The 16,794-nt window shown below is 40.4% G+C and carries 13 protein-coding genes and 1 pseudogene; 2 read left to right on the top strand and 12 right to left on the bottom strand.

Features of this window, described 5'->3' with window-relative positions; all coding sequences use genetic code 11:
* Positions 1-160: 160 nt before the first annotated feature.
* The 4 genes from ytvI to CD03_RS0125140 all read right to left on the bottom strand — a co-directional run bounded on the left by ytvI (position 161) and on the right by CD03_RS0125140 (position 3,934).
* Positions 161-1,234: a sporulation integral membrane protein YtvI gene (gene ytvI, locus CD03_RS0125155; RefSeq protein WP_027295978.1), complete on the bottom strand. Its 1,074-nt coding sequence runs from the start codon at positions 1,232-1,234 to the stop codon at positions 161-163.
* Between the two features lie 25 nt (positions 1,235-1,259).
* Positions 1,260-2,882 (bottom strand): hypothetical protein, encoded by a 1,623-nt coding sequence (locus tag CD03_RS0125150; RefSeq protein WP_027295977.1) that lies wholly within the window; start codon positions 2,880-2,882, stop codon positions 1,260-1,262.
* Positions 2,875-3,588: an ABC transporter ATP-binding protein gene (locus tag CD03_RS0125145; protein ID WP_027295976.1), complete on the bottom strand. Its 714-nt coding sequence runs from the start codon at positions 3,586-3,588 to the stop codon at positions 2,875-2,877. Before CD03_RS0125145 ends, CD03_RS0125150 begins: the two co-directional genes overlap by 8 nt.
* A gap of 160 nt (positions 3,589-3,748) precedes the next feature.
* On the bottom strand, positions 3,749-3,934 hold the full coding sequence (locus CD03_RS0125140) for a (2Fe-2S)-binding protein (RefSeq protein ID WP_027295975.1): 186 nt from the start codon (positions 3,932-3,934) through the stop codon (positions 3,749-3,751).
* 411 nt (positions 3,935-4,345) lie between these two features.
* On the opposite strand from CD03_RS0125140, the pseudogene CD03_RS40195 reads away from it, so the two are divergent.
* Together CD03_RS40195 and CD03_RS40190 are read left to right on the top strand one after the other, a co-directional pair.
* A pseudogene (locus tag CD03_RS40195) lies at positions 4,346-5,404 on the top strand (HD domain-containing phosphohydrolase); the annotation flags it as partial.
* Between the two features lie 33 nt (positions 5,405-5,437).
* Positions 5,438-6,799 carry a sensor domain-containing diguanylate cyclase gene (locus CD03_RS40190; protein ID WP_442969748.1) on the top strand — a complete coding sequence of 454 codons (1,362 nt, stop codon included), beginning with the start codon at positions 5,438-5,440 and terminating at the stop codon, positions 6,797-6,799.
* A gap of 101 nt (positions 6,800-6,900) precedes the next feature.
* Here the strand turns inward: CD03_RS40190 and CD03_RS0125130 are convergent, their stop codons facing one another.
* The 8 genes from CD03_RS0125130 to CD03_RS0125095 all read right to left on the bottom strand — a co-directional run bounded on the left by CD03_RS0125130 (position 6,901) and on the right by CD03_RS0125095 (position 16,733).
* On the bottom strand, positions 6,901-8,058 hold the full coding sequence (locus CD03_RS0125130; RefSeq protein WP_027295974.1) for an amidohydrolase: 1,158 nt from the start codon (positions 8,056-8,058) through the stop codon (positions 6,901-6,903).
* 415 nt (positions 8,059-8,473) lie between these two features.
* Complete coding sequence (locus tag CD03_RS0125125; protein ID WP_027295973.1) at positions 8,474-8,797, bottom strand: L-rhamnose mutarotase; 324 nt, start codon at positions 8,795-8,797, stop codon at positions 8,474-8,476.
* A gap of 41 nt (positions 8,798-8,838) precedes the next feature.
* The gene (locus CD03_RS0125120) at positions 8,839-9,879 is read right to left on the bottom strand and encodes a uroporphyrinogen decarboxylase family protein (RefSeq protein WP_027295972.1); all 1,041 of its coding nucleotides are present in this window, start codon (positions 9,877-9,879) and stop codon (positions 8,839-8,841) included.
* 86 nt (positions 9,880-9,965) lie between these two features.
* Positions 9,966-10,922: an ABC transporter permease gene (locus tag CD03_RS0125115; protein ID WP_052377972.1), complete on the bottom strand. Its 957-nt coding sequence runs from the start codon at positions 10,920-10,922 to the stop codon at positions 9,966-9,968.
* Positions 10,923-10,946: 24 nt separating this feature from the next.
* On the bottom strand, positions 10,947-12,458 hold the full coding sequence (locus CD03_RS0125110) for a sugar ABC transporter ATP-binding protein (RefSeq protein WP_052377971.1): 1,512 nt from the start codon (positions 12,456-12,458) through the stop codon (positions 10,947-10,949).
* Positions 12,459-12,630: 172 nt separating this feature from the next.
* The gene (locus CD03_RS0125105) at positions 12,631-13,710 is read right to left on the bottom strand and encodes a substrate-binding domain-containing protein (protein WP_027295969.1); all 1,080 of its coding nucleotides are present in this window, start codon (positions 13,708-13,710) and stop codon (positions 12,631-12,633) included.
* 128 nt (positions 13,711-13,838) lie between these two features.
* A complete protein-coding gene (locus CD03_RS0125100) occupies positions 13,839-14,918 on the bottom strand; it encodes a sugar ABC transporter substrate-binding protein (RefSeq protein WP_027295968.1) in 1,080 nt (359 codons plus the stop codon).
* Positions 14,919-14,933: 15 nt separating this feature from the next.
* Positions 14,934-16,733, bottom strand: coding sequence for a sensor histidine kinase (locus CD03_RS0125095; protein WP_141728546.1), 1,800 nt, complete (start codon positions 16,731-16,733; stop codon positions 14,934-14,936).
* Positions 16,734-16,794 lie beyond the last annotated feature (61 nt).

Here is a 16,794-nt window from a genome sequence, read left to right as displayed (position 1 = left end):
CTTTCTTTTTACTTATAATTTATTCGAAAAACGTGAATATATACATATGCCCGACAGCTCTATTGTTAAAACACGCTCTGGAGCGGCGGGCATTCACTGTGAAAGCCTGATGCATTTCCCAGTACAGTACCCGCTTAGAAACTGTGCTCTTTAGATATCGTTATTTAAAAATATGAATCGTTCCTTTATCATTCAGATTCTTTAAGAGGGAAAGCGTTATTGGCAATCCAAATAACCCAAATACTCCTAAGATCTGTGCCCCGACAAACATAGACATCAAAGTCACCAGTGGATGGAGCCCTACCTGGCTTCCTACAATCTTCGGTTCCAGAATGTTACGGATTACTGTAACTACCAGATACACGCACAGCAGCCCAATCGCCATTGTGTAATCTCCCTGTATTGCCGTCAGTACTGTCCAGGGAATCATAATTCCGCCGGTCCCCAGTACCGGAAGAATATCAAAGATCGATATTAAAAACGCAATGAGAATCGCATTGTCTATCCGCAGTATTGTAAGTCCAATGGAAAGTTCAATAAAAGTAATACACATAATCAGCGCATAAGAACGAATGCATTTAAACAGGGTATTTATAACATAATCCTTTACCTCTAATGCCAGTTTTCTTGGTTTCTCTTTTAATTGTCTTAACAGAAATCCCATAACCTTATCATAGTCAATGGTCAGAAAGAAGGTGGAAATTACAGTAAATAGTACACGTATTAAAAAACCCGGAAGCGTCGATGCATAGTTGGAAATTGCTCCGATTACTTTCATAGACAGACTTGAAATACTCTCTCCAAGTGACTTCACCAGATTCCCGGTAACTTCTTCCAGTGTGGAAATCATGGTTGGATCCAGCCTGGAAAGGGATTTCTCCAGGGAATCAATCAGATCCATTAAAGAAGGTTCAATGTCCCTGGCATAAATCTGCGGAATGTAAAAAAATAACTGCTGGATCGATGTAAACAGCCGTACTCCCAGAAGCGTAAACAGAACACCAATTACTGCATAAAACAATATAACAAGCAGAATTGCCGCTAATGTTTTATTAACCCTGCACTTCCGGTTAAGGAAATTTATTGGTTTTTTAAGTATAAATGCAAATACGAATGCCATTAGAAAGGGGGCTATATAAGACAAACCATACTTAAGCGCAACAACTACAATTGCCCCGATGATGAAACAATATATAAAATTAACAATAAATCTTTTTCTTTTTTCTATATCCATAGATTATAGATCCTTCCTCAGCTGCTTATTTTATCCGAAAATACCTGGGAGCCAGCCGGTAAACCAAAACAAGAGCCACAGCTATATAGCATATGGTAAATGCCAATACTGCCATTGTGAAACCTGTTCCGCCCGCCTCTATTTTAAGGCACATAAAACATATAAAATACATTACATTGTTAATTACCGTAAAAAATGGATTTTTAATATCCAGCCCCGTAGAATAAGGCTGAAATACATAGTACAGGAATAAATGATGTACTGTAAATAAAACTGCCAGAAGCATGATCGATACGGAAAAGGCCAGCAGATCTAGCGAAAATATACTGGTTCCACACAAAATACAAAAAATAACTGCCACTGCACTTAATGCCACACCTACAATGAGATTATACAGCGATATCCGAATCAGACGTATCTTAAAATTCTGTAGAATCGTTCCCGGCTTCCGGTAATATCCATAACGGAGCAGACTGATATCACAATTATAAAACATTGCTCTGCAGGATTTATCCCCAACTGACATACAATACATGATAAAAACAAAGCTGGGAAGTAAAACACCCAGATTCTCACTTAATTTGACAGCAGTGTTTTTATCACTTATATATAGGAAGATTCCCCCGACAAGTATAATGGCTGTTATAGCAAGCCTGAAATATATTGGTTTCACTAACTGCCTGCGATGTCTTGCAAAGAAAATTGCATTCATATATGCATATCCTTTAAGCCTCTGGAATTTAGCTACCTCTTCCCGGCTGGTTTTCAGATCTTTTTCTTTCATTTCTACTTCGGCAAATGAAGACTGCTTTGCCTGCTTCATGGCATTCGAAAACAAATACTTCAGTTCTATCGATCGTTTCAGCTTCTCTGCGTAGGCTTTATACCCCCACATAATATAATAAAAACTGACTGCGCCAAGGATAACAGCGATCAGCACGCTGACCGGATGGATGATAACCGGAGCCACTGTATGAGGCATGTTCAGGAAAAACGGAAGGTACGCTGCCGTCAGGGATAAAATAATAACTCCCCAGGCAAATCCCATATTTCTGGATAGTACAAAACCTTTTTTATCGTAGAGATATACCTGTAAAGCTTCCCCCATCATGCGGAAAGATACAAGCAGCAGCCACAGCCCCACCCCCTGAAGTATACTGCCACCTGCCATGCGGGCTGCTAAAATCAAAAATGGAAGGTAATACACGAAAAAGGGAACATATTTTGAAAGTAATGTAGCCTGCACATACCTTCCTGCATCCATCTGCATGTATTTTATACAAGTGATTTTCTGTCTTGTAACCGAAAAAACCTGGCTGTCCTGTAACGATCCCAGAATACAATTTGTAAAGAACAAAATATGCACCATCCACAGGAACCGCTCTGCCGGAGTCAATATCTGATTCTTCCCCATAAAAAGGAATGGTAATCCAATCATTACCGCTAAATAAAGACCCTTACCAACAAATTCCACAACCTGCATCAGGACTGCAATGATTACTGTCAGCACTTTTTTAGCAGAATCCATACCATAGGCATTGTCTGGAATCAGCTTTCCGATTACCCAGAGCCGCTTCAAATAATATAGAAAAACATTTACCTGCATCACAGTTTTCAAATGAAAAATGGTCTTGAATGTCTTAATCATGATCCTCCTCATCCTTTAATAACTCTATGATCCGGGTTTCAAAATCTTTACTTTTCAGCATCTCATGATCCAGCTGCTGCAATTTTCCTTCGCTCAGGACTACAAGTTCATCGCAAAGATCAGTTGCCAGCTGCAATATATGAGTAGAAAAAATAATGATGTGATCCTTCTTAATCTCACGCAGCAATTTCTTAATCTCAAGTGCGACCACTACATCAAAAGAGGTCAGCGGCTCATCCAGAAGAATTACAGGCGGCCTTGCGATAATAAAACACAGCATTTGTAATTTATTCTTCATCCCATGAGAATATCCTTTAATCAGCCTGTTTCTGTCTTCCGGATCTATTTTCACCATATCAAAATATGTATCAATCGTCATTGCGGGATCTGCTCTGTCCTGGTTAATCTCAATATAAAATTTCAGAAATTCATATCCGGTGAGAAAATCCGGCAAAACCGGTGTGGAAAATACATAACCGATATGATCTTCGGCTAATGATTCCAGCTGTCCGTCCTCCCTGTATATATTTGCTGTGCCGCTATCCGGTGAAATTTCATCGCTCAAACAGTTAAACAACGTTGTTTTTCCCGCTCCATTTCTTCCAAGCAATCCATAAATTTTCCCTTTTTCAAACCGAAAAGTACATCCTTTCAGAACCTCTTTTTCTCCAAACGATTTCCTGATCTGCTCTAACTGAAGTTCCATGCGCCCTCCTTTTCCTATCCCTCTTAGTTACTTAAATTTGGTCAAATGATAGCATGAATTAGCATTTGCTTCAACAAAATTTCCTATGTTTATAGTTTTTTAATAACTACCACAAAAAAACCGGGTGCTGCAGTTACCTGCCCACCCGGTTATCTAGTTTTTAATTGGATTGCTCTAATAATTCATCCGCAACATTTCTGGCATAATCTTCACATGCGCCGCAGCATAGGGAAACATTCGTTTCATCCTGAATTTCTTCAAAACTCGTTGCGTTTTTCGCAACTGCTTCCTCCATCTCCCCTACGGTTACGTTATAACAATTACATACTACTTTATCTTTTTTCATGAGAATATCTCCTTTATTAACTTATTAATATCAATAACTATTATCGATATATTTAATATAATATATTTTTTTTAAAATGTCCAGAGATTTCATCTATTCTTTCTAGCAAATTCTGGACTTGAGAAATTTATTTATATCTTCCAAGCTAATATCATGAATCGATCTAACCGGCTGTGGTATTGTATGCTCCACATTCGAATGATAGGCTGCCCGTTCCATCTGCCTGTGCGCATATGCATATCTGCAGATTTGCCCATAATCTACATACACCAGATAAGGGGAAAATTGAGATATTTCGCCATCTTTCTTCTGAATATACTTTTTTAATATGTTCTTTTATGATAAAATAAGAAATAACATTTTTGTTAAATTTTACAATTAAGCATTCTATATACAAGGCAGGTAAAAGTCATGAAAAGAAATAAAATACTAATAGTTGATGATATGGAAATAAACCGCGCCATTTTGTGTGAGCTCTTCCACAAAGATTATGACGTAATGGAGGCAGAAAACGGACTGACTGCGCTGAATCTGCTCCATCAGCATCAGGACAGTATTGCTATCATTCTGCTTGACATCATCATGCCTGTCATGGATGGATTTCAGGTAATGGAACATCTGCAGTCTGAAGGAATTATGAAGAAAATCCCGGTTATCCTGATCACTGCTGATACTTACCAGGAAAATGAAATAAAGGCACTGAACCTTGGTGCTTCTGATATAATATTAAAACCGTTTAATGCACATATTGTTAAAAAGCGCGTTGAAAACAGTATTGAACTATACCGGCACAAAAATCATCTGGAAGATCTTGTGGAGCATCAGACAAAAAAACTAACGGAAACCAATGATTTTATAATCGATGCCCTGAGTACTGTAATTGAATACCGCAGCATGGAATCCGGCCATCATATCCGGCGTATCCGGGTGTTAACCAAAACTCTGGCTGCCTGTGTACAGCGTATGTTCCCGGAATATATGCTGACTCCCAGGCTGATTGATACCATAGCCAGCGCTTCCGCCATGCATGACATCGGTAAAATTGCTATTCCTGATTCTATTCTTTTAAAGCCGGGCAGGCTGACTCCGGAAGAATTTGAAATCATGAAAACCCACACTACGAAAGGCTGTGAAATTCTTCAGACCTTTCAGCGAATGGATGATAAAGTTTATTTGCATTACTGCTATGATATCTGCCGCTACCACCATGAACGCTGGGACGGAAAAGGCTACCCCGATGGACTCAAAGGTGATGAAATCCCAGTCTGCGCCCAGATTGTATCCATAGCAGATGTATACGATGCACTGACCAGTGACCGCGTATACAAGCCTGCTTTTTCCCATGAGGAAGCTGTTCAAATGATATTACACGGTGAATGCGGCATCTTTTCTGCTCAGCTGATTAATTGTTTTGAACAGGTATCCGTCATTTTCAAAGAAATTAGCACCACTTACAAGGACGGCACCATACAGGATAATATTTCGGTATCTTTTCTTCCTGACATGGCTGACCTTCCCGGTACCGATATAAAAGATCCTACTATGATTGCCAAAGAATTACAGGAAGCTTCTACTGCATTGCAAAAAGAAACCCTGGAACGGGACGCCTTAATTAATGCTATCCCCGGAGGTGTGGCAAAAGTCGCTGTAGATGATGATTTTCGTATTCTGCTTGCTTCCGAAGGATTTTATAAATTGACCGGTTATACCAGAAACGAATACCACTCTGCACCGATTGAAGGAAAAGGAATCCGCCTGATTCTGGAGGAAGATATCCCGGATCTTACATTCTCCATTAAAAAGCAAATGAATGAGGGCTCCCCCATTTCTGTTCAATACCGGATTCGAAAAAAAGATGGAGGCATTGCCTGGATTGATGTCCATGGCTCTGCAGTTGAAATAGAAGACGGTTATGCTATCGTGCAGGCTGTTTTTATAGATCAGACTCTTTCAAAAAAAACGGAAAATATGCTTTTAATGAACGAAGAGCGATATCGTATCATCGTAGAACAGGCACAGGATATTATTTTTGAATGGGATATGGTGAACAGTTCCATGTATCACTCACCGGCATTTGAGAAAAAATTCAAATACGACCTTCCAATCCACAATTTCTGGAATACCATATGTACAACGGATATTGTATATGAAGACGATAAAAAACCATTTCAGGATTTTAGAGAAATACTGGCAAGCGGACAGGCTCATGCTGAACTGGAAATCCGGATAAAGATAAATTCAGGTGAATATATCTGGTGCAGAATCAAAGCTAACGTTATTTACGACCAGAACCACCATCCCATTCGAACCATTGCAACCATATCTGACGTAGATGATTATAAAAAGGAAAATGCACTGTTGGAAAATATGGCGCAAAAAGATTTGCTGACGGGCATCTACAATAAACTTACCACAGAAAAATTAATACAGGATTATCTGGCCTCAGACGGAAAGGGTTCATATCATGCTTTGTTTATTATAGATATCGACAATTTTAAAACTGTCAATGATACTTTCGGACATACCGTAGGAGATACTGTTCTTCAAATGATCAGTTCATGCCTCAGAACAAATTTCCGGACGGAAGATATTATAGGACGTGCAGGAGGCGATGAGTTTGTAGTATTCTTAAAAAATGTGCATTCTGCCTCCTTAATCTATGAAAAGGCGGAATTGCTTCAAAATGCCCTGCAGAATTTTTCCTTTTCCGCTAAAAACACCTTTCCAATTTCTATCAGCATTGGAATATCACTTTATCCACAAGACGGGTGCAAATATTCAGAGTTATTCACAACGGCGGATAAAGCACTGTATCGTTCCAAACGAAATGGAAAGAATTGTTATACTTTTTATAATGAAACATAAATATTTCTATAAGCTCAGACCTGTTATGGGATTAACTAAAAAGAGGCTGTCGGTTAATAATCTATTTAACCGGCAGTCCCTTCTCTCTTCTGAAGAACATTCTATATATCCCCGTTTTTATAAACAATCTTTCCATCAATAATCGTGTACAGCGTCTGCGTAAATATTTCCAGCGGATTCCCCGAAAAAATAACAATATCTGCATCCTTCCCCGGCTTCAGACTGCCTACCCGGTCTCCTGCTCCACAGATTCTTGCCGGATTAATCGTAATCGCCTTTAGTCCTTCTTCCATCGGCAGTCCCTGCTTGACCGAAAGCCCTGCACATAAGGGGAGGTAACGGATCATAGAAACCGGATGATCTGTTGTAATTGCAATCTGAACGCCTCTCTCCTGCAGGATTTTATCTGTTTTAAAGCTTAAATTTTCTATTTCTATTTTTGATTTGGACGTCAGATCGGGACCTACGATACAGGGATATCCGGATTCAACTATTTTTTCAGTTATCAGATGTCCTTCTGTACAATGATCCAGGGTTAAATCCAATTCATATTCTTTTGCAATACGAATTGCCGTCAGGATATCATCCGCCCTGTGCACATGTGCTTTTAACGGAATTTCTTTTCGAAAAACAGGCACCCAGGCTTCCATTTGGAAATCTTCCTCCTCTAATTCTTCTGACTCTTTTTTCAGAAAATACTGCCTTGCCTTAAATAGAGTTTCTCTCAAAAGAGAAGCAATCCCCATCCTGGTAGCAGGACATACATCCTTGTCCCCATAGTTTGTCTTGGGATTCTCACCAAACGCAATCTTCATTGCCGCTGGTGCCCGGATTATCATATCATCGATACAACGCCCATGTGTCTTGATAAATGCAAATTGACCACCTACTACATTGGAGCTGCCCGGTCCTGCCATAACAGACGTAATTCCTGCCATAATTGCCTCATGAAATGCCGGATCTAATGGATCAATTGCATCAATCGCACGAAGAGTAGGGGTGATGGGGTCCGTCATCTCGTTGCTGTCATCTCCAATCATCCCATGCTTTTCTTCCGTTATTCCAATATGACAATGCGATTCAATAATGCCGGGCAGTACCCAGCCGCCGCCTGCATCTATAATCTCATCCTCTCCGCAGAATGGAAATAAATCCTCCATACTTCCAACTTCCGCAATTTTACTGTCCTTTGTACGGACGTAACCATTTTCATATGTCTGCCCATCCATCGTATGGACTTTTCCTTTTATGATTAACAAATAATATCCCTCTTTCTAGTACCAATGCTTTTATGAAATAATGTACGTAATATATATTCTTTTGCTATTATTTGTCGTTATTCAAAAATTATCCATTTTTTTAGCAGGGTGCTGATTTGCACCCTGCTAAACGTTAATGTGATATAATACGATATTCACTTTTTATTTCATAGAAATCACTTAAGTATACACTCATTCCCAGCATCATCATGTGATAGCTGCTTTTTAAGTCCTTAAAAACGCATTATCCGCAGAAGACATAGCTTTTTTACCATTGTATTGGAGCTGGTATTTACCCAGAATGTGGGGAACTGGCATGGGCTCCGTCCCCTTCTCTTTCCGTACACTACCTGCATCTACAAAGCGTCATTACTCAGCAAAACCTCAATTTAAGAAACTGTTCGCTGTACTACTATTACTCCAAATGATAAACTTCTTCCATTCCCGACCAGAATTCCTCTTCTTTCCTATCCTCAAGAGGCTGCATCAACGGCTTCACCAGATCCCACCACTTTTGCGTTGCCGGATCGGCTGCAACTTTTTCCATATCAGCATCAAAGTTTTCTCCCACATATTCATAATATGCAAACATGTAGTCCCCTCTTTGATAAATAGAATAGTTCTGAATGTTGCATGCCTTCAAAATTTCATTTACTCCCGGAAGCGGATTTGCATGATATGCTTTGTATTGTTCCAGACCCTCCGGTTTTATTTTAATCATTTCACCAATTCTTTTCATATTTGCTGTCCCTTTCCATAACGGTTAAACAAGATTACACTTTACCCGTATATTTTCTGTGCTTCATCAAACAAAGCTTTTATGTTTGCCGGAGGCACATCAGGCATGATTGCTTCGTGGCTGGGGGAAATAATCAAACCCGTCGGAAAGATGGTCCGTAATTCTTTCACTTTACTGCGTACTTCTTCCGGTGTTCCGTTGACCAACAGATCCTGAGTATCTACACCACCGCAGAAAGAGACTTTTCCTTCAAATTTTTCTTTCAGGTTTTCCGGCTGCATTCCGGCTGCAAGTGCCTGAATGGGATGTACAATATCTACACCTGCTTCAATTAAATCAGGAATTACATCAGCGATAGAACCGCAGGAATGGTAAATGACTTTTAATCCATAGCTATGTGCCTGCTCTACCAGTTTTTTACATCCGGGTATGATAAATTCTTTGACCATTGCCGGTGAAAGCATCAGTCCGCGCTGGCTTCCCATATCATTTCCGATCAGTACTGCATTTAGTTTTCCCTTTGTCGCTTCATAGAAAATTTCATTTGCTTTCAGGTAAAAATCCACGATTTTATCATTTACCGCTTCGTAAACTTCCGGATTGGCAATCATATTCATAAGTGCTGTTTCCATTCCAAAGGACGCACATGCATCCTGAAAATGAGCTGACCACATCATGCCCAGTACTACTTTTCCCTCCGGTGCAAGTTCTACTCTGCGTCTGCACTCTTCCACATCAATATATTTTGCCGGATCCGGCCACTCAAAGAAATCCAGGTCTTCCAGGTCTTCTGCATCTTTAAAACATCCGTCTGCTGTTAAGGTACGGTCTTCGGAATCTACATTTCCATCCATATACCAGTCAAACGCTGCGTATATTGCACTTGCCGTAGGGGATTGATAAGAAACCTCCACTGCATAGAAGTCATCTCCCACCGCCAGTTTTAATTCATGCATATCTTTTACACCATAATATTCGAATAACGCCGGCTGTGCAAAAATATCCGGCATTCCAAGCCATGCCGCCGGTCTGTCTACCGGCTTTCTGTCTACCGTTGCATAAAAACGTTCTAAACTGTTCATCCTTCATTCCTCCTGAATTATACTCTCTGCGTCATAAATCGTAATTCTGCTTTAGAGCGTGTTTGATTGCTTTCTGACAGCCCTTATTATGCCTGGCTTCTTTTCTGGATGCTGTTGATAATAACTGCACCAAAGATTACAAGCCCTTTAATAACACTCTGCATATATGCATTTACACCTAATAATACCATACCATTGCTTAAGATACCAACAAATAGCAAACCTATAATGGTTCCTCCAAGCTTTCCTTCGCCGCCCATCATATTTGTTCCGCCAATGATCGCACCTGCGATGGTATCCATTTCCCAACCGTTTGCACAAGTCGGATCTCCGGAACGGACTTTCGATGTCAACAGCACGCCTGCAACACCGCAAAGCATGGATGAAATAACGAAAACCATTGTTTTTACTTTTTCAACGTTAATACCGGAAAGTCTTGCTGACTCCTGGTTTCCGCCAATGGCATAAATAGATCTTCCAAATGCAGTATATTTCATAATGTATATAAACACTGCATAAAAGATAATCATATAAACAACCAGATAAGGAACCGGACCAATGGAACCGGATGCAATTTTTCCAAAGGAATCCGGAAGTCCGGCTACCGGATAGCCTCCGGTAATAGTTTGTGCAAGACCTCTGAATGCCTGCATCAGTGCCAGTGTTACCAGGAATGAATGCAGTTTTAGCTTTGCGGTCACCCCACCGGAAATAAATCCTAATACCCCTGCCACCAAAATGGTAAGAATAATCGCAATGGGAATAGGTAATCCGGCATTCATCATCATTGCTGCACATACGGAAGCAAATGCTACGATGGAGCCAACACTTAAATCTATATTACCGGTTATAATAATCATGGTCATACCGATTGCTACTATAGACTGTATGGATATCTGTTTTACTATTGTCATTAAATTTGCCGTGGTTAAAAACTTGTCGCTGGCAACCGCCATAATAATACACATCAATATCAAAACAAAATACATAATATATTTCATTAAAAATGCTTTTATATCAAAACTTTTTGCTTTCGCATTCATCTTCCTATCCTCCTGAATTCTCCGTTAGACTGCTTTCTGGCTGGTGGCATAATCAAGCAGAACCTCTTGTGTCAAATCTTTATTTACTAACTCTCCTGTAACTTTCCCAGCCGCTAGTACCATAATGCGATTGGATACCTGCAGTACCTCCGGGAGATCAGAGGAAATCATGATGATTCCGATTCCCTGTTCCGCCAGTTCATTGATCAGCGCATAAATCTGGTTTTTGCTGCCAATGTCTATTCCTCGTGTGGGTTCGTCCATAATCAGAATCTTAGGCTCGGTAGCCAGCCATTTTGCAATAACAACCTTCTGCTGGTTTCCACCGCTCAAATCCATGGCTCTTTGATTTCCGTCACGGCACTTGATACTCAGGGATTTGATATATCCATTCATCAAGTCTACCTCTTTGTGTAAATCCAGCCCAATTCTCTTTTTTAATTTATCCAGTATGGTCATACCTACATTGGTATGCAGATCCATGTTCAGAATCAGTCCTTCTTCTTTTCTGTCTTCTGTAACAAATCCAATACCGGCTTTTTTAGCGTCTCCTGGAGATTTAATATGTATTTCTTTTCCTTCCATGAAAATTTCACCGGAATCCTTGGGGTCTGCACCGAATAATGCTCTGACAAACTCTGTTCTCCCCGCCCCTGCAAGGCCGGCAATGCCCAGAATCTCCCCTCTGTGAAGTTTCATGTTTACATTGCTGAATCTCTTTCCGGAAGAAAAATTCCTGACTTCCAGCAAGACTTCTTTGGTTGCACAATTAGCCTGTTCCGTAACAGTCATGTTCTTGCCAACCATGTTTTCAATAATCACATTTTTCGGAGCATCCTCTATATCTAAAGTTTTAATATATTTTCCATCCCTGTATACCGATATCCTGTCACAGATAACCGGCAATTCTTCCAGTCTGTGGGAGACGTAGATAATACTGATGCCTTTTTCCCGCAGCCCTTTTACAACCTTAAACATATTTTCAATATCATTATCCGACAAAGAGGCTGTGGGTTCATCCATAATCAGCACCTTTATCTCGTTGGAGAGTGCCTTCGCAATCTCAACCATCTGCTTTTGTGCCACACTCAATGTCCCTACTACAGCATCCGGCTTGATATTACACTCTAATAAATCTAAAATTTTCTGAGCCTCATCATTTATTTTTTTCCAATCAATTTGATTCACAGGACCGATTTTCTTTTTTATTAATTTACCCATGTAAATATTTTCCGCCACGGATACGGTATTTATCAAGCTAAATTCCTGATAAACAGCACTGATGCCTAATGCACGCGCTTCAAATGTGGATTTTACATTGATTTCACTGCCATCCAGATAAATTTTCCCTTCATCCTTTGAATAAGCGCCTGTAATAATTTTAATCAATGTGCTTTTCCCTGCCCCGTTTGCACCTACCAGAGCATGCACCTCTCCCTTTCTGAGTTCCAGACCGGCATTCTCTAAAGCGGTGATTCCGCCGAACTTTTTCGTAACGCCTTCTGCCTTTAATATAATGTCAGACACTTCCTTCACCTTCGCCTTCTTTTATTCTGCTTGTTAACCTGCTCCTCATGTTATCTCTGAAGCGAGTTTGAAAATTGCTTTCATCACGGTGTGATTCCTCTTTGTGATACATCCATTCCACAAAGCCAGGCATTGCTGATTGATGAAATTAATTTTCAAACAGGCTCATGACAGTCTATTCTTATTTTACTAAATCCTTATGTTCATCAATATACGTCTGGATTTCATCTGCATTGTCTTTGGTATACGTTTTCAAAGGCACCAGAGTCTCTTTGTCTATAGTCTCACCCTTTGCCGCTTTTACTGCATTTTCAACCGCTTTATATCCAATATCGTAAGGCATCTGTGTTGTGACTGCCTGTAATTTCACAGCTTCACTTTGCATATCTTTTGCAAGATCAACACTCATGTCTGTTCCCATTACAACTACTTCTGCATTTCCTGCGTTCTGGAGCGCTGCCACACATCCCAGGAGTGAAGTCTGGTTCCATGCCCAGATTAACTGCACATCCGGATTTGCGGTTAAGATCTGTTCTGTAATATCAAGACCTTCTTCCTGAAGTTCTGCATCCTGTTCTGCAACTACCTCCAGGCCTGCTGCATCTTTGATAGCATCCTTGAAACCTTTACATCGCTCAACACCAACTTCATAACTGCTGTTTCCGATGATTGCCATCTTACATCCATCCGGGAAATTTTTCTCTACATATTCCTTTACATACTCTCCTGTTTTTCCGCCCAGATCATAATTGGAGACCCCTACAAACCCTTCCGTATCTGTATTTACCGTAGTGTTCCAGTTTACTACCGGAATGGAAGCATCCTTAGCACTTTCAACCGCTGCAACCGATGCATCTACGGAAAGCGGTGAGATCACCAGTGCATCTACCTGCTGTGCCACATAAGTTGCCACATTATCGGATTCTTTGGAAACTTCATTGTCGGAACTTACGATACTGAATTTAACGCCAAGATCTTTTGCTGCTGCTTCCTGACCTGCGATAACTTCCGCAAACCATTCACCAGATGTATTCATAATAACAGAACCAATGGTCAGATCACCGTTTGCAGCTGTTTCTCCTCCGGCTTCGCCTGCACCTTCTGTGCCAGCTGCAGTATCTCCTGCCGCTTCTGTGGATGCTGCCTGACTTGAACCGGTAGCTGCTGCCTCTGTTGTACTCTTTTCCGATGCTCCACATCCTGCCAGCATTCCTGCTACCATTGCTGCACAAATTAATCCGCTTAAAAATTTCTTCTTCATTTGATATCCTCCAATTTGTTGTTTTGCTGTTTGCTACACTCATAATATAAAACAATCCCACGAAAAAATTAATTCAATTTTTTCATGGGATTGGTCGAAATTTTCACATATGGTTTATTTTTTTATTTCTAATTGGATAATTCCAGGTCTTCTCCATCCATAGGATCCTGATAACTTCCGATATTTTCTTTTGTAATTGTCTGGATCGGATCTTTATACCACGGCCTTAATTCTTCTCCGTTTGCTATATCAATGGCACAGTAAATACTATATGCACCTTCATATACCGGAGGCTGTGTTATTAGACCATAGATTTTTCCATCTTTCACCGCCTGCAGATATTCCTGGTCTTCCCCTACTCCAATCAGGACGACATCGGTTTTATCAATGGATTCAAGCGCCGCCCGGGCTCCTAATGCCATATTGCTGTCGTGGCAGAAGATTCCTTTTATATCAGGATTTTTTCGCATTAAATCAATAGTTACCAGCATTGCTTTCTCCCGGTTCCAGCTGCCGTTTCCAATGCCGATAATTTCAAACTGGGGGTGGGAATTCATCTGCTCCACAAATGTCTGGGTTCTGTATACCTGGGGATCGCTTCCCGGTGCTCCTTCAATAATTGCTATTTTTCCGCCATCTTCAAGAGCGGTAACCATCAGGTCTGCTGCCAGGGCTGCTTCTTCCGAGCTGCTGGCTCCAATGTAAGTACTGATATATTCCGAGGACATTGCATCCACTTTCATATTCAGATTAATTACGGGTATTTCCTCAGCTTTAGCCTTTTTGAGTGAAGTAAGCATTGATTTTGCATTTACGGGACAAAGTATAATTACGTCTACCTTCTGGTGGATAAACTCATCCATTTGTTCCGTCTGTATTTGTTCATTCCACTTTGCATTCCGGATATCCAGCGAGGCACCTTTTTGATCTGCAACACGGATCATAGCCTTGCTGACTGTCTTTAAATAGGCAGAATCTTCTGATGCAAGAGTGGCTCCTATCACTATTTTTGACTTCTCAGATAACTGTTTCTCTGTATCAGGATCAATATCCGTACCGGTACCTGCCCCCTCTGTTATGCCAAGCTTTCGTGTTTCGCTTTCCATTTGGGAGGAACTGTTTTCAATCTCCGCATTCTGATTAAAACTGCTGCATCCGGTAATTAAGAATAACAGGCAGATTACAAGGGATATGATAAGTTTTTTCATTTTCTCTGCCTCCTTTTAGCCAATGGTTTCTTCTATAACAGGCAATACCAGTTCCGCAGTTGTTCCTTCTCCAAGGACGCTGGTATAGCGCAGCCCATACTCTTTCCCAAAATAGAGCTGTATACGCTCATTTACGTTTTTTACTCCTATACCGGATCCGCTGCTGTTTTCAAATTTGGAATCTTTCGTCAGTATGGCCCGGCAGGTTTCTTCATTCATCCCATTTCCATCGTCCTGTATGCGGATACAGAGCTTTTCTTTCTCCCGATAAGCCAGAATATCAATCCTGCCTTTTCCTCTTTTTTTCTTAATTCCATGATATATACTGTTCTCTACAATAGGCTGCACAATTAACTTAATGGTTTTGCAATACCTGACCTCATCTTTTATTTCTATATGATAGGTAAATTTATCCGTATACCGCATACTCTGGATGACCAGATAATTGCGCACATGTTCCATTTCATCTTCTATCCGGATGAATTCATTTCCTTTATTTAATGAGATGCGGAATAACTTCGCCAGCGCTTCCGTCATAGGAACTACATCCGAATTCTTTGCCTCTGCCATCCATATAATGGAATCCAGTGTATTGTAAAGAAAATGAGGATTGATCTGCGCCTGTAATGCCTGGAGTTCGTATTTGCGCTTCTCCTCCTGTTCATTTACAACCTCACCCATGAGATTTTCAATACGGTCAAGCATCTTGTTAAAGCTTTTGGATAATGCACCTGTTTCGTTGTGATTCAGAACCTCAGCCCGCTCAGTTAAATGCCCTTCATCCGCCAGATCAATATGCCCTTTTAATCGAAGAATTGGATTTACTACTCCTTTAAGAATTCTGCTGAGTGCAACGCCCAGAATCACCATAACCAGCACAATTGCGGCAATAACGATTCCAAGGGTATCGTACATGGACTCTTTCAGCTTTCCGGTTGACGTAATGGAAAGCACTTTCCAGTCCGCCTTCTCAAAAGTGGCTGCAACCACCTGATATTCTTCCTGATCTATACGGGCAATAAAGTTGTCCTTTGCCGAGCTGTTCAGCTTTTCAAGCAGCTGGGGTGTAACCTTGTCATAATTCATAGGATATACAATCTGTCCCTGATCATTTAAAATACACAGCGCTCCTTCACCATTTGCATAGAAGGATTCAAATATTTCGGCGATTTTATTCAGATTTAAATCGATCAGAATCACTCCTAAAAAACTGCCGTCTTCGTAACTGCTGATTCTCCTGCTCAAAGAAATCGTCTGTTCCGTATTGTCTTTCAGAAATTCATGCCGCATAGGCCCAGTAATTACAGAAGTATTGGGTGTCTCTATTGCTTTCTGGTACCAGGGATAAGAATCATAATCCTGTACCACAGACCAAAATTCATAAATGCTCTTATGTAACAGGAGACTCTTTTTTCCAAAAATCATAAGAGACGTCACATCGGTTCGGCTGTTCAGGGAAGAGTTAAATACCTTGGAACTCATTTCGTAATCCTGCATACTCTTGGCATTGGTCAGATTGCTGTACCCCTCGGCATTGTCTTTTTCTGCAATCAGATAATTCTGAAGATAATAGTTATAGTTAGCCTCATTTGCTATGGATGCTATTTCATCAAAATAATTTTCCAGACGTTTGTTGGCATTTTGAAGCAGCTGCCTGGAATAAGTCACATTATCCGACTCAATTTTCTTTGTAAATATAAACAAAAACATCCCTATGAAAATCAGCATAAAGAAGATCACGACTACAAAAACCTGCAGTAATGTTTTATTCTTTATCCCCATGTAATCATAGCGATGTTTTATTTTCTTAATCATTGTTGTTTTCTCCTGCAAGACACATGCCTCCTGGAATATTTGCAATTCAGCTGTTAGAATT

It is taken from the genome of Robinsoniella sp. KNHs210 (assembly GCF_000686105.1).
Taxonomy (GTDB): domain Bacteria; phylum Bacillota; class Clostridia; order Lachnospirales; family Lachnospiraceae; genus Robinsoniella; species Robinsoniella peoriensis.
The sequence above is the reverse complement of the archived record's forward strand: the minus strand, read 5'-3'. Positions and strand labels throughout refer to the sequence as shown.